The organism is Aeromicrobium massiliense JC14, from assembly GCF_000312105.1.
GTDB lineage: Bacteria > Actinomycetota > Actinomycetes > Propionibacteriales > Nocardioidaceae > Aeromicrobium > Aeromicrobium massiliense.
The window spans coordinates 990,528-1,012,834 of the sequence record NZ_HE978636.1; the positions used below are offsets into that span (position 1 = coordinate 990,528).

General features: G+C 73.6%; 22 protein-coding genes, 1 tRNA gene and 1 other RNA gene. 9 read left to right on the forward strand and 15 right to left on the reverse strand.

Annotated features, from left to right (window positions below):
- Window positions 1-15: 15 nt before the first annotated feature.
- Together HGAM_RS05040 and HGAM_RS17810 are read right to left on the reverse strand one after the other, a co-directional pair.
- Window positions 16-1,200: an SGNH/GDSL hydrolase family protein gene (locus HGAM_RS05040; RefSeq protein WP_019144388.1), complete on the reverse strand. Its 1,185-nt coding sequence runs from the start codon at window positions 1,198-1,200 to the stop codon at window positions 16-18.
- Window positions 1,201-1,286: 86 nt separating this feature from the next.
- Window positions 1,287-1,751, reverse strand: a complete 465-nt coding sequence (locus HGAM_RS17810; protein WP_019144389.1) for a CAP domain-containing protein — start codon at window positions 1,749-1,751, stop codon at window positions 1,287-1,289.
- 94 nt (window positions 1,752-1,845) lie between these two features.
- Between HGAM_RS17810 and HGAM_RS05050 the strand changes: the two genes are divergently transcribed.
- Entirely contained in the window at window positions 1,846-2,376 is a 531-nt protein-coding gene (locus tag HGAM_RS05050) for a bifunctional adenosylcobinamide kinase/adenosylcobinamide-phosphate guanylyltransferase (protein WP_019144390.1), read from the forward strand.
- A 39-nt stretch (window positions 2,377-2,415) separates the two neighbouring features.
- Here the strand turns inward: HGAM_RS05050 and HGAM_RS17815 are convergent, their stop codons facing one another.
- Genes HGAM_RS17815 through HGAM_RS05065 form a run of 3 tightly spaced genes read right to left on the reverse strand, consistent with a single transcriptional unit; the run spans window position 2,416 to window position 4,811 of the window.
- On the reverse strand, window positions 2,416-3,426 hold the full coding sequence (locus tag HGAM_RS17815; protein WP_019144391.1) for a 3-hydroxyisobutyryl-CoA hydrolase: 1,011 nt from the start codon (window positions 3,424-3,426) through the stop codon (window positions 2,416-2,418).
- A gap of 30 nt (window positions 3,427-3,456) precedes the next feature.
- The gene (locus tag HGAM_RS05060; protein ID WP_019144392.1) at window positions 3,457-4,239 is read right to left on the reverse strand and encodes an adenosylcobinamide-GDP ribazoletransferase; all 783 of its coding nucleotides are present in this window, start codon (window positions 4,237-4,239) and stop codon (window positions 3,457-3,459) included.
- On the reverse strand, window positions 4,236-4,811 hold the full coding sequence (locus HGAM_RS05065) for a TetR/AcrR family transcriptional regulator (protein ID WP_019144393.1): 576 nt from the start codon (window positions 4,809-4,811) through the stop codon (window positions 4,236-4,238). The genes HGAM_RS05060 and HGAM_RS05065 overlap by 4 nt, the downstream gene beginning before the upstream one ends.
- 80 nt (window positions 4,812-4,891) lie before the next feature.
- Here HGAM_RS05065 and HGAM_RS05070 point away from each other — a divergent pair, with 80 nt between their 5' ends.
- Window positions 4,892-5,317 (forward strand): organic hydroperoxide resistance protein, encoded by a 426-nt coding sequence (locus HGAM_RS05070; protein WP_049798201.1) that lies wholly within the window; start codon window positions 4,892-4,894, stop codon window positions 5,315-5,317.
- Window position 5,318: 1 nt separating this feature from the next.
- On the opposite strand, the gene HGAM_RS05075 is transcribed toward HGAM_RS05070, so the two are convergent.
- Together HGAM_RS05075 and HGAM_RS05080 are read right to left on the reverse strand one after the other, a co-directional pair.
- Window positions 5,319-6,146 carry an SCO6745 family protein gene (locus tag HGAM_RS05075; protein ID WP_019144395.1) on the reverse strand — a complete coding sequence of 276 codons (828 nt, stop codon included), beginning with the start codon at window positions 6,144-6,146 and terminating at the stop codon, window positions 5,319-5,321.
- A gap of 16 nt (window positions 6,147-6,162) precedes the next feature.
- Window positions 6,163-6,795 carry a DUF2461 domain-containing protein gene (locus HGAM_RS05080; protein WP_019144396.1) on the reverse strand — a complete coding sequence of 211 codons (633 nt, stop codon included), beginning with the start codon at window positions 6,793-6,795 and terminating at the stop codon, window positions 6,163-6,165.
- 92 nt (window positions 6,796-6,887) lie between these two features.
- Between HGAM_RS05080 and bla the strand changes: the two genes are divergently transcribed.
- The 3 genes from bla to HGAM_RS05095 all read left to right on the forward strand — a co-directional run bounded on the left by bla (window position 6,888) and on the right by HGAM_RS05095 (window position 9,237).
- On the forward strand, window positions 6,888-7,760 hold the full coding sequence (bla, locus tag HGAM_RS05085; RefSeq protein ID WP_218915229.1) for a class A beta-lactamase: 873 nt from the start codon (window positions 6,888-6,890) through the stop codon (window positions 7,758-7,760).
- A 176-nt stretch (window positions 7,761-7,936) separates the two neighbouring features.
- Window positions 7,937-8,731, forward strand: coding sequence for a phosphatase PAP2 family protein (locus HGAM_RS17820; protein ID WP_020691323.1), 795 nt, complete (start codon window positions 7,937-7,939; stop codon window positions 8,729-8,731).
- Entirely contained in the window at window positions 8,728-9,237 is a 510-nt protein-coding gene (locus HGAM_RS05095; RefSeq protein ID WP_019144399.1) for a metallophosphoesterase family protein, read from the forward strand. Before HGAM_RS17820 ends, HGAM_RS05095 begins: the two co-directional genes overlap by 4 nt.
- A 40-nt stretch (window positions 9,238-9,277) precedes the next feature.
- Here HGAM_RS05095 and HGAM_RS05100 read toward each other — a convergent pair.
- Window positions 9,278-9,365 (reverse strand) — tRNA-Ser (locus HGAM_RS05100).
- A gap of 66 nt (window positions 9,366-9,431) precedes the next feature.
- On the opposite strand from HGAM_RS05100, the gene ffs reads away from it, so the two are divergent.
- Window positions 9,432-9,522, forward strand: an RNA gene (gene ffs / locus HGAM_RS20005) — signal recognition particle sRNA small type.
- Window positions 9,523-9,554: 32 nt separating this feature from the next.
- Here the strand turns inward: ffs and HGAM_RS17825 are convergent.
- From HGAM_RS17825 to HGAM_RS17840, 6 genes are all read right to left on the reverse strand, one after another.
- Entirely contained in the window at window positions 9,555-11,393 is a 1,839-nt protein-coding gene (locus tag HGAM_RS17825) for a GGDEF domain-containing protein (protein WP_019144400.1), read from the reverse strand.
- On the reverse strand, window positions 11,390-12,562 hold the full coding sequence (locus HGAM_RS17830) for a sensor domain-containing phosphodiesterase (RefSeq protein WP_019144401.1): 1,173 nt from the start codon (window positions 12,560-12,562) through the stop codon (window positions 11,390-11,392). Before HGAM_RS17830 ends, HGAM_RS17825 begins: the two co-directional genes overlap by 4 nt.
- A 73-nt stretch (window positions 12,563-12,635) precedes the next feature.
- Complete coding sequence (locus HGAM_RS05115) at window positions 12,636-13,775, reverse strand: acyl-CoA dehydrogenase family protein (RefSeq protein ID WP_019144402.1); 1,140 nt, start codon at window positions 13,773-13,775, stop codon at window positions 12,636-12,638.
- 12 nt (window positions 13,776-13,787) lie between these two features.
- Window positions 13,788-14,963, reverse strand: coding sequence for an acyl-CoA dehydrogenase family protein (locus HGAM_RS05120; RefSeq protein WP_019144403.1), 1,176 nt, complete (start codon window positions 14,961-14,963; stop codon window positions 13,788-13,790).
- Between the two features lie 64 nt (window positions 14,964-15,027).
- The gene (locus tag HGAM_RS17835; protein WP_019144404.1) at window positions 15,028-15,702 is read right to left on the reverse strand and encodes a hypothetical protein; all 675 of its coding nucleotides are present in this window, start codon (window positions 15,700-15,702) and stop codon (window positions 15,028-15,030) included.
- A 65-nt stretch (window positions 15,703-15,767) separates the two neighbouring features.
- The gene (locus tag HGAM_RS17840; RefSeq protein WP_019144405.1) at window positions 15,768-17,093 is read right to left on the reverse strand and encodes a threonine/serine exporter family protein; all 1,326 of its coding nucleotides are present in this window, start codon (window positions 17,091-17,093) and stop codon (window positions 15,768-15,770) included.
- A 61-nt stretch (window positions 17,094-17,154) separates the two neighbouring features.
- On the opposite strand from HGAM_RS17840, the gene HGAM_RS05135 reads away from it, so the two are divergent.
- Complete coding sequence (locus HGAM_RS05135) at window positions 17,155-18,135, forward strand: alpha/beta hydrolase (RefSeq protein ID WP_019144406.1); 981 nt, start codon at window positions 17,155-17,157, stop codon at window positions 18,133-18,135.
- 33 nt (window positions 18,136-18,168) lie between these two features.
- Here the strand turns inward: HGAM_RS05135 and HGAM_RS05140 are convergent, their stop codons facing one another.
- Window positions 18,169-19,479, reverse strand: coding sequence for an HNH endonuclease signature motif containing protein (locus HGAM_RS05140; RefSeq protein ID WP_019144407.1), 1,311 nt, complete (start codon window positions 19,477-19,479; stop codon window positions 18,169-18,171).
- A gap of 326 nt (window positions 19,480-19,805) precedes the next feature.
- Between HGAM_RS05140 and HGAM_RS17845 the strand changes: the two genes are divergently transcribed.
- Both HGAM_RS17845 and HGAM_RS17850 read left to right on the forward strand, forming a co-directional pair.
- Window positions 19,806-20,951: a YihY/virulence factor BrkB family protein gene (locus HGAM_RS17845; RefSeq protein ID WP_019144408.1), complete on the forward strand. Its 1,146-nt coding sequence runs from the start codon at window positions 19,806-19,808 to the stop codon at window positions 20,949-20,951.
- 55 nt (window positions 20,952-21,006) lie between these two features.
- Window positions 21,007-22,307 (forward strand): DNA polymerase III subunit gamma and tau (locus tag HGAM_RS17850; RefSeq protein ID WP_147543599.1); only part of this gene is annotated, 1,301 nt, incomplete at its 3' end.

A 22,307-nucleotide genomic window follows, 5' to 3' on the forward strand; every position in this document is an offset into this window, starting at 1 on the left:
GGCCCTCGGGCGCGCTCAGCGCAGGGTCATGCGCGGCTCGCCGCGCGAGGTCAGCCCGGTGCCGGAGCGCTCGCACCGTCCGCCCCGGTCGCCCTCGTGGGCCTGCCGGATGCACGAGCGGATGGCCAGCTGGCCCCAGTAGTTCGGGTGGATCGACTCCTGCACCTGGTACGGCCCGGCGATCGTGCTGACCGTGCGGATCTGGTTGATCCACTCGGTGCGGTCGACCGCGCCGGCGTCCTTCCAGCTGCTCAGGCCGACCTCCTCGTACAGGCCGACCCCCTTCTCGCACAGCCGCCGGCCGTCCATCGCGCGGGAGAGGTCGAGCACGCGGACGTTGCTGAGTCCGGAGTCCTGCACCGCGCCCGTGACCGCGCCGTTGATCGTCGGCATGGCGGTGCGGTTCGCCCAGTCGGCGTCGGCGTCCCAGAAGCCGCAGCCGCCGACGCTCTGGCGCGTGTAGCCGCTCTGCTTGTAGCGCAGGTTCGCGCCCTCGGCGAGCGGCGACGGGTAGGTCTGCACGAGCAGCGTCCAGGCCGAGTCGGCGTGCCCGGCGTTGCGCATCGCGGTGCGGACGTTCTGCAGCGCGGTGGCGATCCGGGCCCGGACGGCGGCGACGTTGGCCGCGGCGAAGTTGGCCTTCACCGACCGGTCGTCGAAGCAGTAGTTGGGGAGCAGCGAGGACGAGCCGAGGAAGTCCAGCACGCAGCTGGTGACCACGTCGGCGAACCCGAAGTCGTTGCCGCCGATCGACACGGTGACGAGCTCGACGTCGCGGCCGCGGGCCTCGCGCTGCAGGGCCGTGGCCTGGCCGACCTTGCCGGCGCCGTCGTCGTAGAAGTCGAGGCCGGGCTTGAACGTCGAGCCGGTGCGGGTGCCGGTCGTGGCCCCCGAGCAGGCCAGGTTCAGGCTGCGGTAGCCGGCGCCGAGGTGGATCTGGGCGCTGCTGGCCCGGTGGCAGCCGGGGATGGACTCCGCGCTGCCGGCGTCCAGGTAGGCGCCGGCCCCGAGGGCGTCCGCGGTGGTGCTGCTGCGGTTGGACGCACCGGCCCAGCGGCCGGCCTCGCCGGAGATGTAGGAGTCACCCAGCGAGACGACCCACGGGTCGCCCGCGGCCTGGGCGGCGGGTGCTGAGACGAGACCGCCCGCCGCCACCGCGACGGTGGTGACGAGCGAGCGGACGAGACGGGACGTGGGCATGCGGACCTCCTGGACAGGACCCCCCGAGGGTCGCGCCCACCCTAGGAGTGACCTGGGTCACGTCCGGGGCCCGCGGGCCGCCTCCGTCAGCGAGGCGTGCCGAAGAGCTGCGCGTGGTACAGCCGGCCGTCCGCGTCGCGGTACGCGCCCACGCCGGTGCGGCGGTACGAGGAGCGCAGGATGTTCGCGCGGTGGCCGGGGGAGTCCATCCAGGCGTTCACGACGGCGCGCGAGGAGCCGTAGCCGTAGGCGATGTTCTCGCCGATGCCACGCAGCTTGCACGTCTTCATGACCCGGCGCAGGCTGCTCGAGCTGCGGTGCTGCAGGTTCTGCTTGCGGGCCATCGAGCGGGCCCACGAGTCGGCGTAGCGCTGCAGGCAGCGCTGCGACTTCAGGACCACCCGGTCGCGCTCGGCGCGCTCGGCGTTGACCAGCTTGATGACGTTCTTCTCGTGGCCGCTCTGCGCGGCGGAGGCGGTGCTGCCCAGGCCGGGGACGAGCAGCAGCCCGGCGGTGAGGAGCAGGACGGTGAGGCGTCGAGTCACGGACATCGCTCCAGGCTAGGCGGAGCGCGGGACACCGCCAACTCGCGCTTCCGGCGGTCCCGGTGCACGGCTAGGCTGCTCCGGTCGAGAGGGGCGCTCCATGAAGGTGCTGGTGACCGGCGGCGTCCGCTCGGGCAAGTCGTTCCAGGCCGAGTCGCTCGTGGTCGGCGAGCCCGTCGTCACGTACGTGGCGCCCGGCCCGGAGGCGGATCCCGCGTCCGACCCCGAGTGGGCCGACCGGGTCGTGCGCCACCAGGAGCGTCGGCCGAGCCACTGGGCCACCGCCGAGACGTCCGACGTCGCGGCCGCGCTGCAGGCCGCCGAGGGCGCCGTGCTGATCGACTGCCTGGGCACCTGGCTCACCGCGCAGCTGGACGAGCTCGACGGCTGGGACAAGACCCGCGAGGAGTGGGAGCCCGAGCTGCTCGACCGCGTCGACGCGCTCGCCGAGGCGGTCGGGCGTCACGACGGCACGGTCGTGGTGGTCACCAACGAGGTGGGCATGGGGGTCGTGCCCGCGCACTGGTCCGGGCGCCTGTTCCGCGACCTGCTGGGCGTCACCAACCAGCGCGTGGCCGCCGAGTGCGACGAGGTCCACCTCGTCGTCGCCGGCCGCACCTTGGTGCTCTAGCCGCGAGGGACCTCGCTGGCTGAGCCTGTCGAAGCCCCGCTACGGCAGGCAGCGGCGGACGACCTCGGGGTCGACCTCGGCGAGCGTGGCCGGCTGCCAGCGCGGCGTCCGGTCCTTGTCGATCACCTGGGCGCGGATGCCCTCGGCCATGTCGGGCACGTCCAGCAGCGCGGTCGAGACGTGCAGGTCCTGGTCGAGCGCGGTGCGCAGGTCGGGCAGCGTCGCCGCGCGGCGCAGCGCCGCCAGCGTGACGGCGACCGCGGTGGGGGAGCGGGCCTCGACCTCGTCGGCGGCCTCGTGCGCCGCGGGGACGTCCGAGGCGCGGAGCCGCTCGACGATCACCTCCGGGTCGTCCCCGGAATAGGCGGCGTCGGCCCACTCGCGGGCCGCGGCGAGCCCCGAGCCCGGGGGCTCGACGGCCAGCCGGGCGAGCACGGCATCGACGTCCTCGGTCTCCAGTGCGGTGAGCAGCTCGGCGACCCGGTCGGCGGGCACCAGGACGTCCGCCGCCCCCAGAGCGATCGCGTCCGCGCCATCGAGGGTGGCGGCGGTGAGCGCGACGTGGGTGCCCAGCTCGCCGGGCGCGTGCGAGAGCAGCCAGGGGCCGCCGACGTCGGGCACGAAGCCGATGCGCGTCTCGGGCAGGCCGAAGCGCGTGCGCTCGGTGACGACGCGGTGCCGCGCGTGCGCCGACAGCCCGACGCCGCCGCCCATGACGACCCCGTCCATGACGGCGACGAACGGCTTGGGGAACGTGGCGATCGCGTGGTCGAGCGCGTACTCGTCGCGCCAGAAGTCGACCGACCCCCGGGTGCCGTCGCGCGCGTCGCGGTGCATCGCGACCAGGTCGCCGCCGGCGCACAGCCCGCGGTCGCCCGCGCCGACGAGCGCGACGGTGGCCACCGAGTCGTCGGTCGCCCAGGCGTCAAGGGCCGCCTGAAGCAGGCCGACCATCTCGTGGGTGAGCGCGTTGATGGCGCGCGGCCGGTTGAGCTCGGCGATCGCGAGCCGGCCGCGGCGGTGGGTCAGGACGGGGGCGTCGTCGGTCACGTCCGGCAGCCTCTCACGAGGGCTGCGGGGTCACGAGACGGCGAGCAGCAGGGCGGCGAGCGCCACCTCGACCGATGCGCCGTGGACGTCGCCGGTCACACCACCCAGCCGTGTCACGCAGCGGCGGACGAGCACGCCGACGGCCACGAGGGCGACCACCACGGCCACCGGGCCGCGCCACCACGCGAGGTCGGTGAGGAGCCCGACCGCCAGGGAGAGCGTCGCCAGCCCCATGCCGGTCACCACGGCGACGGGCACCGGGACGACGCCCGACGTCGCGGCACCCAGCCCGTCGCGACGCGCGCCGGGCACGCCGGCTGCGGCCGAGACGAGCACGGCGCCGCGCGAGACGCAGACCAGGACCGCGGCCAGCAGGGGTCCCCACGGATCGCTCGCGAGGGTGACCAGCGCCCCGGCCTGCACGGCCAGGACGACGACGAGCGCGGCCGCCCCGGCGGGGCCGACGTCACCGGTGCGCATGACCGCCAGGGCGCGCTCGCGGTCGTAGGACGCGGTGAGGCCGTCAGCGGTGTCGGCCAGGCCGTCGAGGTGCAGGGCCCGTGAGCCGAGCGCCAGCAGGCCGACGGCGAGGGCCGCGACCGCCCAGGGGGACAGGCCGGCCTCGCGGCCGAGCCACAGCGTGAGCCCGACCAGGAGGCCCAGTGGCACCACGGCGAGCGGGGCCAGCAGCATGGCGACCGCGGCGACGTCACGACCGGTCGAGCCGGGTGCCGGGACGGGGACCGCGGTGAAGGTGCCGACCGCCATGCGTGCGCCGTCGACGAGACGGGACGCGGGCCGGCTGGAGGTCATGCCGCCGACGGTATCGCGGCCCGGACGACGGCCTCGCCGGCCGCCAGCAGCGCGTCCGCGACCTGGTCGGGGGCCTGCCCGACGTAGCCGGCGACCATGGCGCCGTCGCGCAGCATGAGCAGCCGCTCGGCCAGGGCGTCGGGCTCGGCGGCGCCGAGTGCGGCGACGAGGGCGGACGCCTGCCCGTGCAGCCACCGGCGGTGCGCGTCGACGGCGACCCGGGCCGGATGGCCGGGATCGGCGTGCTCGGCCGCGGCGTTGATGAACGGGCAGCCGCGGAAGCCGGGCGAGCAGGTGGTCTCGCCCAGGAAGCGGGCGTACCAGCGCAGCACGTCGGCCGGGGCCTCGGCGGCGACGTGGCGCTCGACCTCGGCGCGCTCGGCTGCGGCGACGCGCTCGAGGTAGGCGACCACGAGGTCGTCCTTGCTGCGGAAGTGCCGGTAGAACGTGACCTTCGAGACCTCGGCGTCGGCGATGAGCCGGTCGGCGCTGACCGCCCGCACGCCCTCGGCGTAGAAGCGGCGCGTGGCCGCCGAGAGGATCCGCTCGCGAGCGGGCGTCGGGGTGCTCATCGGTCCTCCCGGGGTTGTGCGGCGCGTGCCGGCGTGCTTGGCTGAGGTAGACGTACTAGTAACTCTACATGGAGGTCCGCATGCCTGACGTCATCTACACCGCCTCGTCCACCGCCAGCGGCGACGGCCGCAACGGCCACGTCCGCAGCAGCGACGGACTGGTCGACCTCGACCTGGCCGTGCCGAAGGAGATGGGCGGCCCCGGCGGCGCGACCAACCCCGAGCAGCTCTTCGCGGCCGGCTACTCGGCCTGCTTCCTGTCGGCGCTCAAGGCCTCGGCCAAGCAGCACGGCGTCCCGATCCAGGACGCGGCCGTCACGGCCGACGTGGGCATCGGCTCCAACGGCGAGGGTGGCTTCGGCCTCACGGTGACGCTCAACGTCGAGCTCGGCGGCGTCTCGCAGGAGGACGCCGAGAAGGCGGTGGCCGCGGCGCACCAGGTGTGCCCGTACTCCAACGCCACGCGCGGCAACATCGACGTCCAGCTGGTCGTCGAGGTCGCCTGACCTACTCCGGTCGGGGCGCCCCGACCGGGTTCGGGTACGGCAGCACGCCGGTCCCGGCGACGAGACGGGCCAGCTCGGTGAGCGGCCCGGTGGCGAGGGCCATGCGCGCCCTCGCCTCGTCGTCGAGGCCGGCGTTCGCGACCCGGTCGGTCGCCTCCTCGAGCCGGTCGCGGGCGGCCCGCCCGGTGTCGTTGAGCGTGCCCCACTCGTCGGCCCAGCCGCGCAGCCGCAGCTGGTCGAGCCCGTGGGCCCACGCGTCGTCGTCCCAGCCGCGCAGCTGCTGCAGCTCGGCCGGCGCGCGTCCGGTGAGCACCGCCAGGACGTTCGCGGTGACGCCGTCGACGCCGGCGGCCAGCAGCACGCCCAGGTGGCAGTCGCCGTGGTACTCGCGCAGCACCGTGACCGCGTGCCAGAGCCGGCCCAGGTCGTCCTCGGGCGGCGCGAGCGACAGGTGCGCCGCGGCCAGCGGACGCCCGGACAGGTCGAGCCCGGAGAGCATCCCCTGCAGCAGCCCGGCGACCTTGCCCAGGTCCTGGTCGGCGATCGGGCGCAGCGCGTCGCGGGCGACGTCGAGCCGCGTGGCCAGCACCTGCTCGGGGGTCGCGTACGCCCACGCGTCGGGCAGCGCGCGACGCACCCGGGCCGGCGCGAAGCCGTAGAACGTCGCGGTCACGAGTTCCGGCGACGCCGCGCCCATCGCCGCCGAGCGCGAGGCGAAGTAACCCATCCAGAACCCCTTGAGGCCCAGCTCCTTGTAGCGGGCCAGCGCCTCGCGGTCGAAGTAGACCGGGGCGTGCAGGGTCTCGGCGGCGGTCCAGAACGGCGTCATGGGGCCAGTCTGCCGGTCAGCCGCGCGAGTACCGCAGCACCCAGTCCAGGAAGGGCGCGCCCGCCCGCCAGTCGGCGCGGACGCGGTCGACCAGCTCGGCGGTGTGGATGAACGGCTCGAAGCCGTACTCCTTGGTCATGCTCAGGCTCTTGTGCCGCAGCAGGCCGATGCGCGGGTGGTCGGCGCTCCAGCCGCGCGGCGACGTCTTGACCCGCTCGCCGCGCCGCTCCCAGCCGTCCGCCTCGAGTGCGGCGATCACGTCGAGCAGCTCCTGGCCGCGGCGCTCCTCGGCCATGGCGTCGCGGATGCTGGCCAGCCGGGCGGGGGAGGCGTCGTAGAACCCCACGCCGACCCGCACGCCGGGCGCCCCGACCTGCACGTAGTAGCCGGTGGACGGTCCGTTGGCGACGAACGCGCCCTGGTGGGTCTTGTACGGCGTCTTGTCCTTGCTGAAGCGCAGGTCGCGGTACGGCCGGTAGACGCGGGCGGGCCCGAACTCCGGCTCGAGCTGGGCCACCAGCGCGCGCATCGGGGCGGCCACCGCGGTGTCGTACACCTGCTTGTGGGCGTCCCAGAACGTCTTGGAGTTGTCCAGCTCGAGGTCGTCGTAGAAGTCGAGCGCGGCCTCGGGGAACCCGGTGAACTCCATGCCCCGAGCCTACGGACGCGGACCGCTTGCCAGACTGGCGGGACCGTCCGCCGTCCGACCCGGGGGTCCCGTTGCGCCGTGCCGTCCTGACCGTGCTGCTCCTGCTCGGCCTCGCCGCGTGCTCCGGTCCGGAGCGCCCGGCGCCGCGGCCGAGCCCGTCGACCGCCCCGGCGGACGTCACGCCCTCCGACGTCCTGCGCGACCTGGAGCGACGCCACGACGCCCGGCTCGGCCTCCTCGCCGTCGACACCGGCACGGGGACGGTCGTGGCGCACCGGCCCGACGAGCGGTTCGCGCACGCCTCGGCCGGCAAGCTGCTGCTCGCCGGCGCGGTGCTCGAGCGACGCGGCACCGTCGGCCTGGACGAGCGGGTCCGGGTGCCCGACGAGACGGTGCCCCACTCGCCCGTCACCGAGTCCCGGACGGGCCGCACCCTGACCTGGGCCGAGGTGCTGGACGCGGCGCTGCGGCTCAGCGACAACACCGCCGCGAACCTGCTCGCCCAGGACGCCGGCGGCCCGGACGCCGTCACCGAGGTGCTGCGGGCCTGGGGCGACGACGTCACCCGGGTCGACCGGCTGGAGCCTGACGTCAACACCGCCGTGCCCGGCGACGAGCGCGACACGTCCACGCCGCGGGTGCTGGCCGGTCACGTCCGCGCCCTCGTGCTGGGCGACCGGCTCGCCGAGCCGGCCCGTGAGCGGCTGGTGGGGTGGATGCGGGCCAGCACCACCGGCACCGCCCTCGTCCGCGCCGGGGTGCCGTCCGGCTGGGCCGTCGCGGACCGGTCGGGCGGTGCCGCCTACGGCTCGCGGCACGACCTGGCCGTCGTGTGGCCGCCGCACGGCGCCCCGCTCGTGCTGGCCGTGATGACGTCGCGCAGGGGCCAGGACGACGAGGGTCGCGACGCGCTGGTGGCGCAGGCGGCCGGCGTCGCGGTCGACGCGCTCATGGCCCGGCGATGAGGCGGACGTCCGCATGATCCGGCGCTGAGGCGCCCATTCCGGCCGCAGCGTGCCGAGCGGGGATACCCTGGCCAGACCTGCCGTCCTCCCGGGGTCGCCCCGGGGGTCTGCCCGGTGCCGCCGTCGGGGTGCCCGGGTGCAGCATGGACGGTGACGGACGGCCTGGGAGGACGAGCATGGCGGTGGACGCGCGCAGCGGGCTGCGCACCGCGCGCACCCAGCTGGGCCGCGGGGCCCGGGAGGTCGCGCTCGTCGTCGTCCTCTACGTCGCCTACAGCGCCTCGCGCACCCTGGCCTCCAACGACGCCGTGGCAGCGCACGAGCGTGCCCTCGACATCCTGCAGCTGGAGGAGGCGCTCCGCCTGGACTGGGAGCACGCCATCAACCAGGTGTTCGTGCACACCGAGTGGCTGGGCGTCGGCGCGAGCTTCTTCTACGCGACGACCCACTACATCGTCACCGTCGTCGTGCTGGTCTGGCTGTACCTGCGCCGGCCCACCGAGTACCTGGTCGCCCGCCGGGCCATCGTCGCGGCGTCGATCTGCGGCCTGGCCTGCTACCTGCTGATGCCGACCGCGCCGCCCCGCCTCGTGGGCGCCCCGTACGTCGACGTCCTGGCGATGCACTCCGACGTGGGGTGGTGGGGCGCGGACGCCTCGGCCCCGCGCGGGCTGGGCCACCTGACCAACGAGCTGGCCGCGTTCCCGTCGCTGCACGCCGGCTGGGCGCTGTGGGCGGCCATCGCGCTGTGGCGCGCGGGCGTGCCGGCCGTCGTCCGCTACGGCACGGCGGTCTACGCGGTGCTCATGTCGGTCAACATCATCGGCACCGGCAACCACTGGGTGCTGGACGCGGTCGTCGGCTGCGCGCTCGTGGCCGTCACCTACTGGGTCGTGGTGCTGCTCGGGGCCCGGCACCAGGGACGCGTCGCGGCGCGCGAGGCCGTCCCCACCGTGGTGCCTCGACCGTGACCCGCCTGCGGGTCGGGGTCGTCTCGGACACCCACGCGCCCCGGTTCTGGAAGGCGTGCCCGCCGCGCGTGCGCGAGGTGCTGGACGGCAGCGACGTCATCCTGCACGCCGGCGACGTGTGCCTGCCCGGCGTGCTCGACGAGCTGGCCCGGATCGCGCCGGTGCACGCGGTGCTCGGCAACAACGACGGTCCCGAGGTCGCCGCGTGGGGCGGGGGCGTGCCCGAGACGCTCGAGCTGGACCTCGCCGGGCTGCCGGTCGCGATGATCCACGACAGCGGGCAGAAGACCGGTCGGCTGGCCCGGATGCGGCGCCGGTTCCCCGACGCGCGGCTCGTGGTGTTCGGCCACTCGCACATCCCGTGGGACGACGCCGCCGACGACGGGTTCCGCGTGTTCAACCCCGGCTCGCCCACCGACAAGCGACGCCAGCCGCACGGCACGGTGGGGCTGCTGGAGGTCGAGGACGGCGAGCTGCTGACGGCCCGCATCGTCCCGGTCACCTAGGACGACGAACGCCCCGGCTCGAGGAGCCGGGGCGTCGTGCTGGCGGAGGATAGGGGATTCGAACCCCTGAGGGCGTTAACCCAACCCGCGTTCCAGGCGAGCGCACTAGGCCACTATGCGAATCCTCCGTGGACGAGGGTACCGGTCCCGCCCCGGCTTCGTCACAACGGGTGGGACCTGGCTAGGATGGGGGCAACCCCTCACGCGGCGGCATCTGGCCCAACTCCCCCAGGGCAGGAATGCAGCAAGGGTAAGCAAGCTCTGCCGGGTGCGTGAGGGGCCTTTCCATGTCCGGACCCGGACGAGGCCGTGGTCGCTCAGCCGGCGACGGCGCAGTCGCGACCGGCGTCCTTGGCCCGGTACAGCGCGTCGTCCGCCCGGGCCACCACCGTCTCGAGCGTCTCGCCCGGACGCCACTGGGTGTAGCCGACCGAGCAGGTCTGGCCGCGCGGCACGCCGCCGCGCACCGCGTCGACGATCTCCTGCGCGCGGTCGGCCGGGCAGTCGTCCAGGACGAGCACGAACTCCTCGCCGCCCCAGCGTCCGGCCAGGTCGCCGCGGCGGATGGTCGCCCGGATGCGGCCGGCGAAGGTGCGGAGCAGGTCGTCGCCGGCCAGGTGACCGTGGGTGTCGTTGAACCGCTTGAACAGGTCCAGGTCGAGGATGACGACGGTCAGCGGGCTGCCGTCGCTGGTCGCCCGCTCGGTGAGCTGGGCGAAGCGCAGTGCGAGGTCACGGCGGTTGGACAGGCCGGTCAGCGGGTCGCGCGAGGCCATCTCCTGCAGCTGGTGACGCAGCCGCTCGCCGGCGAGGGCGGCGGCCATCTCGGCGGCGATGACGTCGAGCACGTCGTCGACCGTCTCCGGTCGGCCGACCTGGTCGTGCCGCCACGCGATGGTGATGACGGCCTGGGTCTGCCCGTCGACGACGACCGGGTGCCAGGCCATGGCCTTCGCGGGTGACTCCAGCACCGCGGGGGTGATGGGGCCGTCCGTGCGGACGAGGGGCTGGCCCGTCTGCCAGACCGACCGCAGCGACGTCGTGATCATCGCGTCCGGCACGGTCTGGCGCTCCAGGACCCCGTCACGCAGCATCACCACGCTCCAGGTGCCCGGACCGCCCTTCTCGACCACGCCCACGAGGCTGCTGCCCACCAGAGCGGAGACGCCCTCCAGGACGACGTGGCGCGGGTCCTCGCCGGTGGACGCCGCGCGCGCGACCGCCGCGGACGCGGCCAGGACCCGCTGCGAGCGCTCGGCCTGCAGCTCGGCGTGCTTGCGGGCCGTGACGTCCTGGATGTACCCGAGCGTCCAGCGCCGCTGGTTGTCGCCGGGCACCTGGACGAACGAGAGCCAGGCCCAGCGCTCGGTGCCGTCGGGCAGCAGGTAGCGCTGCTCGAGCTGCTCGGGCGCCTTGCCCGAGTCAGCGCTCCAGACCGGCAGCTCGTCGCCGGTGTCGAGGACGGCCAGGGCGCTCAGCCCGATGATCTCGTCGCGCGAGACCTGCGACATCTCCACGAGCCGCTCGTTGACCTCGACGAAGCGGTTCTGGTCGTCGAGCAGCGCGATGCCCACCGGGCTGGCCTCGAACAGCTGGGTGAAGCGGCGCAGGCTGTCGGACAGCTGCTCCTTCACCTGCACGAGGTCGGCCCGCTCGCGGCGCAGGGTCGACTTCTCGCGGCGCAGCGCGTCCAGGAGCCGCGACGGGAACTCGGCCAGCGCCACCCACACCGCGGTCAGCACGGCGATGCGCGCGACGGTCTGGGCCGGCGGCGTGTCGAGCACGACGAGCAGCATCACGATGCCCAGCGGCAGCAGCCACAACGAGCGCTTCGGGGGCAGCGTGAGGCCGGCGAACAGGAAGGCGAAGGTCGTGGCGCCGACCGTGATCTGGGTCGACTGCGGGGCGATGAGCGACAGCGACATCATGCCGATGAGGCCCCACACCGACCACGTGGCCAGCCAGGCCCGGGGGCGCAGGTCCTTGACCAGCTGCAGCAGCACGAGCAGCCCGGTGACGTAGCCCGCGAGCGCCAGCAGGACGTCGGTGCCCATCTCGCCGGTGGTCACCGACGCCAGCGCGCAGAGCGTGCCGATGAGCGCCGCGGTCGTCGCGCCGTGCCGGTGCCAGGACGCGTAGCGCCCGGTGTCGGTCATGACGCGGCTCCCGTCGCCAGGACGCTGGGACGTCCGAGCAGGTACCCCTGCCCGAGCTGCACCCCCAGCGACACGAGACAGGCCAGGTCCTCGGGCGTCTCGATGCCCTCGGCCACGACGCGGGCGCCGATGCGCTCGGCGAACGAGCACACCGCCGAGACGATGGCCTGGCGGCCCTCGTCGTTGTGGACGCTCTGCACGAGCGACAGGTCGAGCTTCACGATGTCGGGATCCACCGCGAGCGCGTGCCGGAGGCTGGAGTAGCCCGAGCCGGTGTCGTCGACGGCGACCAGGGCGCCGTTCGCGCGCAGGTGGGCCAGCACCTCGCGGAGCCGGTCGTAGTCCTCCACCGGCTGCTGCTCGGTGATCTCCAGGATCAGCCGCTGCCAAGGCAGCTTCTCGGCCCAGGTGCGGAAGGACGGCTCGAGCAGGGTCTCGGACGAGAGGTTGACCGACAGTCGGCCGTTCACGTGCGGCACGAGCTCCAGGGCCCGCTCGACCGTGGCGCGCTCCAGCACGGGTCCGACGCCGCCCACCGTGGCGTCGTGGAACCACTCCGAGGTGGGCTTGTCGCTGCCGGGGAAGCGGGTCAGCGCCTCGTGGCCGACGACCATGCCCGTCTGCAGGTGGACGAGCGGCTGCAGGACGACCTGCAGGGCCCCGCGGGCGACGACGTCGTGGACCTCGTCGACCACGTGCGGTCCGCCGCCCTGCGCGTCCTCGGCGAGCAGCACGTCGAGCAGGGTCTCGCCGAGCCCGGACAGCGTCGCGAGCACGTCGTCGTCCAGGTCGGGCCGGGGCTCGGCGGCGGTCACGGAGAGCGTGCCCCAGGGACGTCCGTCGGCGGTGGTCAGCAGGACGGCGGCCAGCGACCCGATCGGCAGGCCCCACTGCGTGGCCAGGCGGGCCAGGTGCTCGTCCTGGGTCGCGTCCGGGACGAGCAGCGTGGGCGCCACCCGGTCGCAGGCGCACTCGGCGCGCACGTGGGTCATGCCGGTGCGGGTGCGGACGCGGTGGGCCACCGAGACGTTGCGGACCCGGCAGAGCGGGCCGTCGAACCGCGACACCGAGGCGTGGTCCATGCCGAGCTGCCGACGAGCCAGGTGCAGGAGCGCGTCGACGCCGCTGAACGTCGCGACCGGACCGACCGGCCAGGCGTCACCCGTCACGTCGTCCTCCCTGACTGTGTGTGGCGCCCACACCATAGACCGGGAAGACGGGCGAAGGGGTCGCTTCGCCAAATCAGGGCATGGGCTCCACGACGCCGTGGTCGCCGACGACGGCAGCCAGGTGGCGCAGGTGGTCGTTGCCGTCGCCGAGCAGGTGGTCGATCGCCGTGAGCCGCGCCGTGTAGTGGCCGACCGAGTACTCGGCGGTCATGCCGATGCCGCCGTGCAGCTGGATCGCCTCCTGGCCGACGTGCCGGCCGGCCTTGCTGACCTGGAACGCCGCCCGCCGGGCCGCCTCGGGCGCCCGCTCCGGCTCGTCGGCCAGCACGAGGGTCGCCCAGGCCGCGCTGCTGCGGGCCAGCTCGAGCGAGACGTACATGTCGGCGGCCCGGAAGGTCAGGGCCTGGAACGTCTTGAGCGGCACACCGAACTGCTTGCGGGTCCGCAGGTACTCCGACGTGGTCTCCAGCGCCGTGGCCATGGCGCCCACGGACTCGTGGGCGTAGGCCACGCGGGCAGCGGCGAGCGCCGCCTCGAGCGCGGCGGTGGCGTCCGCGCCGGTCTCGCCCAGCAGCTCGGCCGCGGTGCCCGAGAACCGCACGTGGGCGGCGCGGCTGCCGTCGAACGTCCGGTAGCCGGTGCGCTCGAGACCGTCGGCGTCGGCGCGGACGACGAACAGCGCCGTGCGGCCCTCGACGTTCGCGCTGACGACCAGGACGTCGGCCCGCGCGCCGTGGAGCACGGGCTCCTTGACGCCGTCGAGCGTCCAGCCGTCGCCACAGGGGGACGCGGTGACGTCGGGGGCGCCGGCCGACCAGTGCCGGCCGGGCTCGTGCAGGGCCGCGGCGAGCAGCGACTCGCCGGACGCGAGCCCGCCGATCAGCTCGGCGCGCTGCTCGGCGGTGCCCTGCGCGGCGACCAGGCCGCCGGCCAGCACGACCGCCTCGACGAACGGCTCGGGAGCGAGGACGCGGCCGACCTCCTCGGCCACGATCATCACCTCCGCCGGGCCGGCGCCGACGCCGCCGTCGTCCTCGGAGAACGGCAGGGCGAGGACGCCCATGTCGGCCAGTCGCGACCAGACCTTCTCGTCGAAGCCGGGGTCGGAGCCGGTCGCGTCACGACGGGCGTCGATCGAGCCGTACGCCTTGCCCAGCAGGCCGCGCACGGCGTCACGCAGCGCGAGCTGCTCGGAGTCCAGGGTGAAGTCCATGTCCGTCCCGTCTCAGAGTCCGAGGATGGTGCCGGCGATGATCTGCCGCTGCACCTCGTTGGAGCCGCCGTAGATGGAGGCCTTGCGGTAGTTGAGGTACTGCGGTGCCGAGACCCGGGCCCAGTGCGGCACCTGCGAGCCGTCGGCGGCGCCGGAGGCGACCACGTCGGGCCCGGCCAGGTCGACGAACAGCTCGGTGACGGCCTGCTGCAGCACCGTGCCCTGCAGCTTGAGCACCGACGAGGCCGGGTGCGGCTTGCCGTCGGCGGAGTGCGCGGCGACGCGCAGCGCGGTCAGCTCGAGCGCGAGCAGGTCGTTCTCGAGCTCGGCGACGCGGGCGGCGACCAGCGGGTCGTCCAGCAGGGTGCCGGACGCCGTGCGGATCTCGCGGGCGTGCTCCTTGGCCTGGGCGAGCAGGCGCTTGCTCGAGCCGACCGGCGCGACGCCGACGCGCTCGTTGCCGAGCAGGAACTTGGCGTACGTCCAGCCGGCGTTCTCCTCGCCGACGAGGTTCTCGGCCGGGACGCGGACGTCCTCGAACCAGACCTCGTTGACCTCGTGGCCGCCGTCGATCAGCTCGATCGGGCGCACGGTGAGGCCGGGCGTGGTCATGTCGATGAGCAGCATCGAGATGCCGGCCTGCTTCTTGGGCGCGTCGGGGTTCGTGCGCACCAAGGTGAAGATCCAGTCGCCGTACTGGCCGAGCGTGGTCCAGGTCTTCTGGCCGTTGACGACGTAGTGGTCGCCGTCGCGCACCGCGGTGGTGCGCAGCGAGGCGAGGTCGGAGCCGGCGTCGGGCTCGGAGAAGCCCTGCGACCACCAGATGTCGAGGTTCGCGGTGGCCGGCAGGAAGCGCTCCTTGAGCTCCTGGCTGCCGAACGCGGCGATGACCGGCCCGATCATGCTGGCGTTGAAGGCGAGCGGCGCCGGCACGCTGGCCAGCTGCATCTCCTCGTGCCAGATGTGGCGCTGCAGGTTCGTCCAGTCCTGGCCGCCCCACTCCACCGGCCAGCCTGGCACGGCGAGCCCGCCGGCGTTCAGGACGCGCTGGGCCTGGACGATGTCGTCCTTGGTCAGCTCGCGTCGGTCCCGCACCTTGTCGCGGATCTCCTGGGGGACCTGGGTCGTGAAGAACTCGCGCATCTGGTCGCGGAACGCCACGTCCTGGTCGGACAGCCTCAGTCGCATGCACCCTCCTGTGGTCCCGCCCTTGCTATCACGCGGCGGGGTCGGGCGGCACGGTGGCGGACGCCTAGCGAGACGGGGTCCCGTCCTCGTCCTTCTCGGGGAAGGTGGGGGAGCCCAGGACGTACTGGCCGAGCAGCCCGTGCGGCGCGCGCTGGGGCTCGGGCGGGCGGGGCGTCATGCGTCCCTCGGCGGTGTCCCAGAAGGCGTCGACCCGGCGCAGCACCAGGCGGGCGACCCAGCCGGACGCCCCGCGGTGCGGCAGGTAGGGGTGGACGCGGGTCGGGGCGTGCGCCTCGGTGCCCTCGAGCCGCGTCGCCAGGCGGCTCAGCTGCGCCCCGGTGAGGTGCTCGGCGAGGGTCTCGACCAGCTGGAACTCCAGGCGTCGGTGCTCAACCAGGGCCTCATCGACGTCGCGCCACACCGACGCCCAGGTGCGGTGCGAGCGCTGCACCGAGCCGTACTCGAGCGCCTTGACCGTGGCCAGCGTGATCTCGAGCCGGTGCGCGGCCGCGAGGTAGTCGCGGGTGAGCCGGGCGCCGTCGGGCAGCTGGTGGCGGACCCGGCTCAGCAGCACGGCGTCGACGGCGTTGAGGTGGCGGGCGGCGGCCTGCAGGAACGTGTCGATGCGCTCGTAGCCCTTGCGCGGCTCACCGGGCGTGGGGGTCATGTCGCTGGCGTGGTCGAGGCCGGCCGCCAGCCGTTCGTGGGTCGTCAGCACGGTGCTGGAGAGGACGTCCATGGGACTTCACCCGATTCCTGTGGTCGTCCCATCGTGCGCCCGCGGGGGCGTCGCGGCAAGAGCGCTCAGGAGGCCTTGTTGCGGCGCCGGACGCGGGTCGGCCTGAGCGGACCCACCAGGCGGGGTCCGGCCAGGCGCTGCTCGACCTTGCGAGCCTCGCGGCGCAGCGGCTGGGCGACGTACTCGCCGAACAGGACGCCGGAGGCCAGGGCGAGCGCGACGGCCGCCGCGGTGACCAGGCCGACGATGCCGTTGTAGGCGTCGCCCTCGGCCATGAGCGCCAGGCCGCGGTAGATCGACAGGCCCGGCAGGATCGGCACGATCGCCGAGACCACGACCACGAGCGGGGGCACGCGGGCCCACGCCGCGGCGCCGAAGCTGACCAAGCCCACCACGACGGCGGCGACGCCGACCGCCCACAGCCGGCCCAGGTCGGCCAGCAGGTAGGTGAGGCCGGCCGCGACCGCCGCCACCGCGGCGATCGGCACGAGCGAGCGCCACGGGGCGTACGCCGAGCAGGCGAACGCGGCGGCACACACTGCGCCGCCGAGCACGACGCCGGCCAGCCGGGCCAGGTCGGACGCGCCGGGCTGCACCATGAGGTCGATGCCGAGCCAGGACGCGATCGACAGGCCGCCCGAGACGCCGACGATGATGCCCGCCGTGGCGATGAGCACCTCCAGGATGCGCGCCGTCGCGGTGAGCGGGAAGCCGGTCAAGGCGTCCTGCACCGCGCCGATGAAGCCCAGGCCGGCCAGCAGCATGATGATCGACGCGGTCACGACGATCGACGAGCTCACCGGCAGGTGGCTCGCGCCGGCCGCGACGGCGATGAGCGTGGCCAGCAGGCCGCCGGCGATCTGCTGGTAGAACAGCGGCAGCCGCATGCGCTCCATCCAGCGCTGCAGCACCTCGACGAGGGCCGAGGCGACGAACGCGATGATCCACACCACCCAGGTGCCGCCGAGCAGCGCGGCGACGCCCGCGCCGGTGAACCCGTAGGCCAGCGTGATCGACCAGCGCGGCCGACCGTGGCCGGTCGAGGCGATGTGCAGGATGCGCGCCCGCGCCTCGTCCAGGTCGACCCGGTCGGAGACCAGGTCGCGCACCAGCTTGTCGACGAGCGTGAGGTCGCCGTAGTCGATCGTCCGGTAGGTGACGTGCCGGACGCGTGACTGCGGCGGGTCCTCCCAGCGCTCCTGGTACGAGATCGTCAGCGTCGTGAACGTGACGTCCACGAGCGCCGACCGGAGCCCGAAGTGTCGGGTGACCGCGCCCATGGCGGCGGTCACGTCGGCGGCGCCGGCTCCGTTGGAGAGCATCATCTCTCCCACGCGCAGGGCGAGGTCGAGAACGGCGTGGATCTGCTGCGGGTCGTCGGTGTCGGCCATCGCGACCCATCGTGCCAGCCGCGGCCACCAGTAGCCTGTCCACGACCACCAGGAGGAACGCATGACCACGTGGCAGCCCGACGTCCTCGGCGACGGATACGTCCAGCACGTCATCGAGCTCGGCCCCGACCCCGACGGCGAGGGCGACGTCCGCGCCGTCCTGGTCAAGCGCGAGCCGCTCGACGGCGAGACGGTGCGCGGCACCGTCCTGTACGTCCACGGCTTCAGCGACTACTTCTTCCAGCGCGAGATGGCCGACTTCCTCGCCGAGCGCGGGTTCGCCTTCTACGCCCTGGACCTGCGCAAGTGCGGCCGCTCGCGCCAGCCCGGCCAGACCGGCCACTACGTCTCGGACCTGTCGCTGTACGACGCCGAGCTGGACGAGGCGGTGCGGCTGGTCGCCGAGGAGAACCCCGGCACGCGGACGCTGCTCGTCGCCCACTCCACGGGCGGGCTGATCCTGCCGCTGTGGCTGGACCGCCGGAACCGCTACCGCGGCGGCAACGACGACGTCAGCGGCCTGGTGCTCAACAGCCCGTGGTTCGACCTGCAGGGCTCGGCCGTGCTGCGCGGGCCGGTCACGCAGGCGCTGCGCATGGGGGCGAAGGCGCGTCCGTTCGCCGTCCTGAAGCTGCCGCCGAGCCAGTACGGCCACTCGCTGCACCACGAGCACCACGGCATCTGGGACTTCGACGTCGCGCTCAAGCCGCTCGAGGGCTGCCCGGTGACCGTGGGCTGGCTCAACGCCGTCCGCCGCGGCCACGCCCGCCTGCACCGGGGCCTGGACGTCGGGGTGCCGTCGCTGGTGCTCCGCTCGGACGCGACCTACTTCTCGTCGCGCTACTCCGAGCGCATCGACACCGCCGACGCCGTGCTGGACGTGCGGCAGATCGCGCGCTGGTCGGGCTGCCTGGGCGGACGCACCACGGTCGTGCCCGTGCCGCAGGCGCGTCACGACGTGTTCCTGTCGCTGGACGAGCCGCGCAAGCGGGCGTACGCCGAGCTCGACGTCTGGCTTACCGCCTCGGCCCTGCCCGCCTAGGCGTCGCGTGCTCCTGGGCTCGGGCAGCGGCGGTCACGCCGGTTCGAGTGCGTGGGGTCGGTGCTGGACGTGGCGGGCGTGACGCAAGGGTCGCTGCTGTGGGTCGATCCGGGGTGGTGGGACGACCTCGACGACGCCGTCGTGACTCAGCCGGGCTTGCCAGTCGGAGTCGTGGAGCAGGTGGTGGTGGAAGAAGCAGAACAGCGCACCGTTGTCGATACTCGTGTCTCCGCCTTCGCTCCATGGTCGGAGGTGGTGGGCCTCGCACCAGCCGGGCGGTCGGTCGCAGCCCTTCCACGAGCACCCGCCGTCGCGCTTCGCCAGGGCGACTCGCTGGTGCTGGTCGTGCAACCGCTTGCGCCGCCCGACGTCCATCGGCTGACTCTTCCCGTCAAGCACGATCGGGATCAGGCCTGCGTTGCAGGCGAGGCGCCGCGCCTGTGAGGCGCTGAGTCCGGTGTCGGTCGAGAGCATCGCCCGGCCCAGGTCGCGGACGAGGTCGTCGTGCTTCATCGACACCATCACGGTCGCCGCGACGCCGCCGGCCTGCGGGAAGCAGTCGCTCGGCAGGTGCTCGACCAGCTCGCAGAGGGCGAGTCCCATGCGGCGGGCGTGGTCGAGACGGCCGATCTCGGTGTCGGAGTGGTCGCCGTCGACTTCGCGGAAGATGGCACCGTCTCGTCGGGGTGAGGCGAGTCCTTCGAGGACGGTCTTGAGCATGTCGGCCTGGACGTCGGGCAGGACGCCTCGGATGCTGCTGCGGCCACGGCCCATGCGGGTGATGGACAGGTGGGTCTCGTCCCAGGCCTGCTTCTCCTGAGCCTCGAGCTGGGCGCCGATGATCTCGTCCGCGGAGTCGGGATCGACGACCTCCACGATCCGGTTGGCGAGGCGGCGCAGGTCGTCGGCCCCGAACTCGCGGGCGTGCTCCAGGAGCGTGCCTTCGGCGTCGTCGTGCTGCTCGTCCACGAACCACTCGGGCAGCGCGTCGAGCGCCTTGAGGATGATGTGCGCCTGCTCCGTCGTCAGCCGGCCGGTGCCCCACCGCTCCTGCGTGATGCGTCCACGGGTCGGATCGAGACGAGTCAGCGAGACCAGCTTCGAGGCCTCGCGCTTGGAGACGTTGGTGGTGCTCGCCAGCCACACCGCGGGGGACGTGCAGCCGTCCTCACGGGGCAGGCCACGATCCTCGGCCACCGCAGTGAGCCGGACCGTGAGCGCCTGGAGCGCAGCGGCCGCCTGAGCAGCGGCCTGCAGCTCGGCACGGATCTCACGGTCGGTCAGGCGCCACGGCTCGAGCGCGCTGGACTCCTCCAGCAGTGCCTGAACCTGGTCGCTGATCATCCGAAAACCCCCGTGTCGAACGTTTGTTCTAGTCTACCTCGCTGAGGTGACAGGAACAACGCGATATCCACTGGAATCGCAGACGTTTCGGGCCTTCGAGAAGCTCCTTTCGACAGCTCAAGGAGCGGGCGTGGGCGAGCCGACAAGCCGAGGCGCCTACGCACCCCACCCCGTCGTCATCGACGCTTCGACAGGTTCAGCGAGCGGGGTTGCGCGAGTCAGCAGGCCGAGGCGACCCTCGCGCCACCGACAGAACCTCTCTGAAAGGCGGAACCGGCGGGGGCGCGGCAGGGTGGAGGAGTAGTCCACCGAGGGGGTCCAGCGGGATGAGTCTGCTGTCGCGTTTCAAGAAGAAGAGCTCCGTGCACCGGCACGCGGCCGCAGAGGCGGAGCCGGAGGAGCGGTACGCCCAGAACGCGCCCGAGCCCGACGACCCGCGCAAGCCCACGTCCCCGCTGGACCTGCAGAAGCGCTCGTGGGGTTACGTCGGGCGCAAGGTCATGCGTGAGTTCTCCGCCGACCAGGGCACCGACCTCGCCGCCGCGCTCACCTACTACTCCGTGCTGGCGCTGTTCCCCGGCGCCATCGCGCTGTTCTCGCTGCTCGGCGTCCTGGGCCAGGGCCAGCAGACCGCCGACGAGGTGGTCAAGGTCATCGGCCAGGTGGCGCCGCAGTCCGTCGTCGACTCCGTCCAGCCCACCATCGAGTCGTTCGCGACGGCGCCGGGTGCCGGGTTCGCCCTCGTCGTCGGCGTCCTGGGCGCGCTGTGGTCGGCGTCGGGCTACGTCGGCGCGTTCAGCCGGGCGATGAACCGCGTGTACGAGATCGAGGAGGGGCGGCCGATCTGGAAGCTGCGCCCGGTCATGCTCGTCGTGACCCTCGTCGCCGTCGTGCTGTGCGCCCTGGCCCTGCTCGCGCTCGTGCTGACCGGCCCCGTGGCCGAGGCGGTCGGCGACTTCATCGGCCTCGGCGACACCGCGGTGCTCGTGTGGCAGATCGCCAAGTGGCCCGTGCTGCTGGCCGTCGTCGTGCTGATCGTCGCGATCCTCTACTACGCGACGCCCAACGTGAAGCAGCCCAAGTTCCGTTGGATCAGCGTCGGCGCGCTCGTCGCGATCCTGTCCTGGGTCGTCCTGTCGGCGGCGTTCGGCCTGTACCTGGCGACGTTCGCGTCCTACAACAAGACGTACGGCTCACTGGCCGGTGCCGTGATCTTCCTGCTGTGGCTGTGGCTGACCAACATCGCGCTGCTGCTCGGCGCGGAGATCGACGCCGAGCTGGAGCGCACCCGCGAGCTCGAGGCCGGGCTGCCCGCCGAGGAGCAGATCCAGCTGCCGCCGCGCGACACCCGCAACATCGAGAAGGCCGCCGAGAAGGAGCTCGAGGACGTCGAGGCGGGCCGGGCCATCCGCGAGCACGCCGCCGCGGAGGCCGAGAAGGACGCGCACCGGGAGTCGCGCCGCCGCGAGTGACCCGCCCGGCCACCGTCCCTGGCCCGGTGTCGGGGGCGGTGGCTAGGGTTTCGGTGTGGACGCCCCCCTCGCTCTGTACCGCCGCTACCGGCCCGAGTCGTTCGCCGAGGTGATCGGGCAGGACCACGTCACCGAGCCGCTGCGCCAGGCGCTGGCCAACAACCGGGTCAACCACGCTTACCTGTTCTCCGGGCCGCGCGGCTGCGGCAAGACCACGAGCGCCCGCATCCTGGCGCGCACGCTCAACTGCGAGAAGGCGCCGGTCGCCGAGCCGTGCGGCGAGTGCCAGAGCTGCCGCGACCTGGCCCGCGGCGGCCCGGGCTCCATCGACGTCATCGAGATCGACGCGGCCAGCCACGGCGGCGTCGACGACGCCCGTGACATCCGCGAGCGGGCGTTCTTCTCGCCGGTCTCCAGCCGCTACAAGGTCTACATCATCGACGAGGCCCACATGGTCTCGCCGCAGGGCTTCAACGCGCTGCTCAAGCTCGTCGAGGAGCCGCCGCCGCACCTGAAGTTCATCTTCGCCACGACCGAGCCCGACAAGGTCATCGGCACGATCCGGTCGCGCACGCACCACTACCCGTTCCGGCTCGTGCCGCCGCGCACCCTGGCCGACTACCTGCGCAAGCTGTGCGACGCCGAGGGCGTCGCGCTCGACCCGAAGGCGCTGCCGCTCGTCGTCCGCGCCGGCGGCGGCTCGGTGCGCGACACGCTGAGCATCCTCGACCAGCTGCTCGGCGGCTCCGGCCCCGACGGCGTCACCTACGAGCTCGCGGTGGCGCTGCTGGGCTACACCCCTGACGCGCTGCTCGACGAGGTCGCCGACGCGCTCGCCGCCCACGACGGCGCGTCGGTCTTCGGCGTCGTCGACAAGGTGGTCGAGACCGGGCAGGACCCCCGCCGCTTCGCCGAGGACCTGCTCCAGCGCCTGCGCGACCTGATCGTCGTCTCCGCCGTGCCGGACGCGCTCACGTCCGGCCTGCTCGACGTGCCGCAGGACCTCGGCGAGCGGCTCCAGGGTCAGGCCAGCCGGTTCGGCAAGGCCGAGCTCGCGCGCGCCGCCGACATCGTCAACGCCGGCCTGCTCGAGTTCCGCGGCGCCACGGCTCCGCGCGTCCTGCTCGAGATCATGTGCGCGCGCATCCTGCTGCCCGGCGCCGACCACAGCGTCGAGGGCGTCCACGCCCGGCTCGACCGGCTCGAGCGCCGGCTGTCGATCGACCCCGGTGCCGGAGCGGCACCCGCGCCGGCGGTGGCGCAGGCACCGGCCGCGGCGGCTCCCGTCGCCGAGCGTCCGGCTCCCGCGCCCGTGGAGCGAGCCGCTCAGCCCGCGGCCCCCGCGGCCGAGCGGCC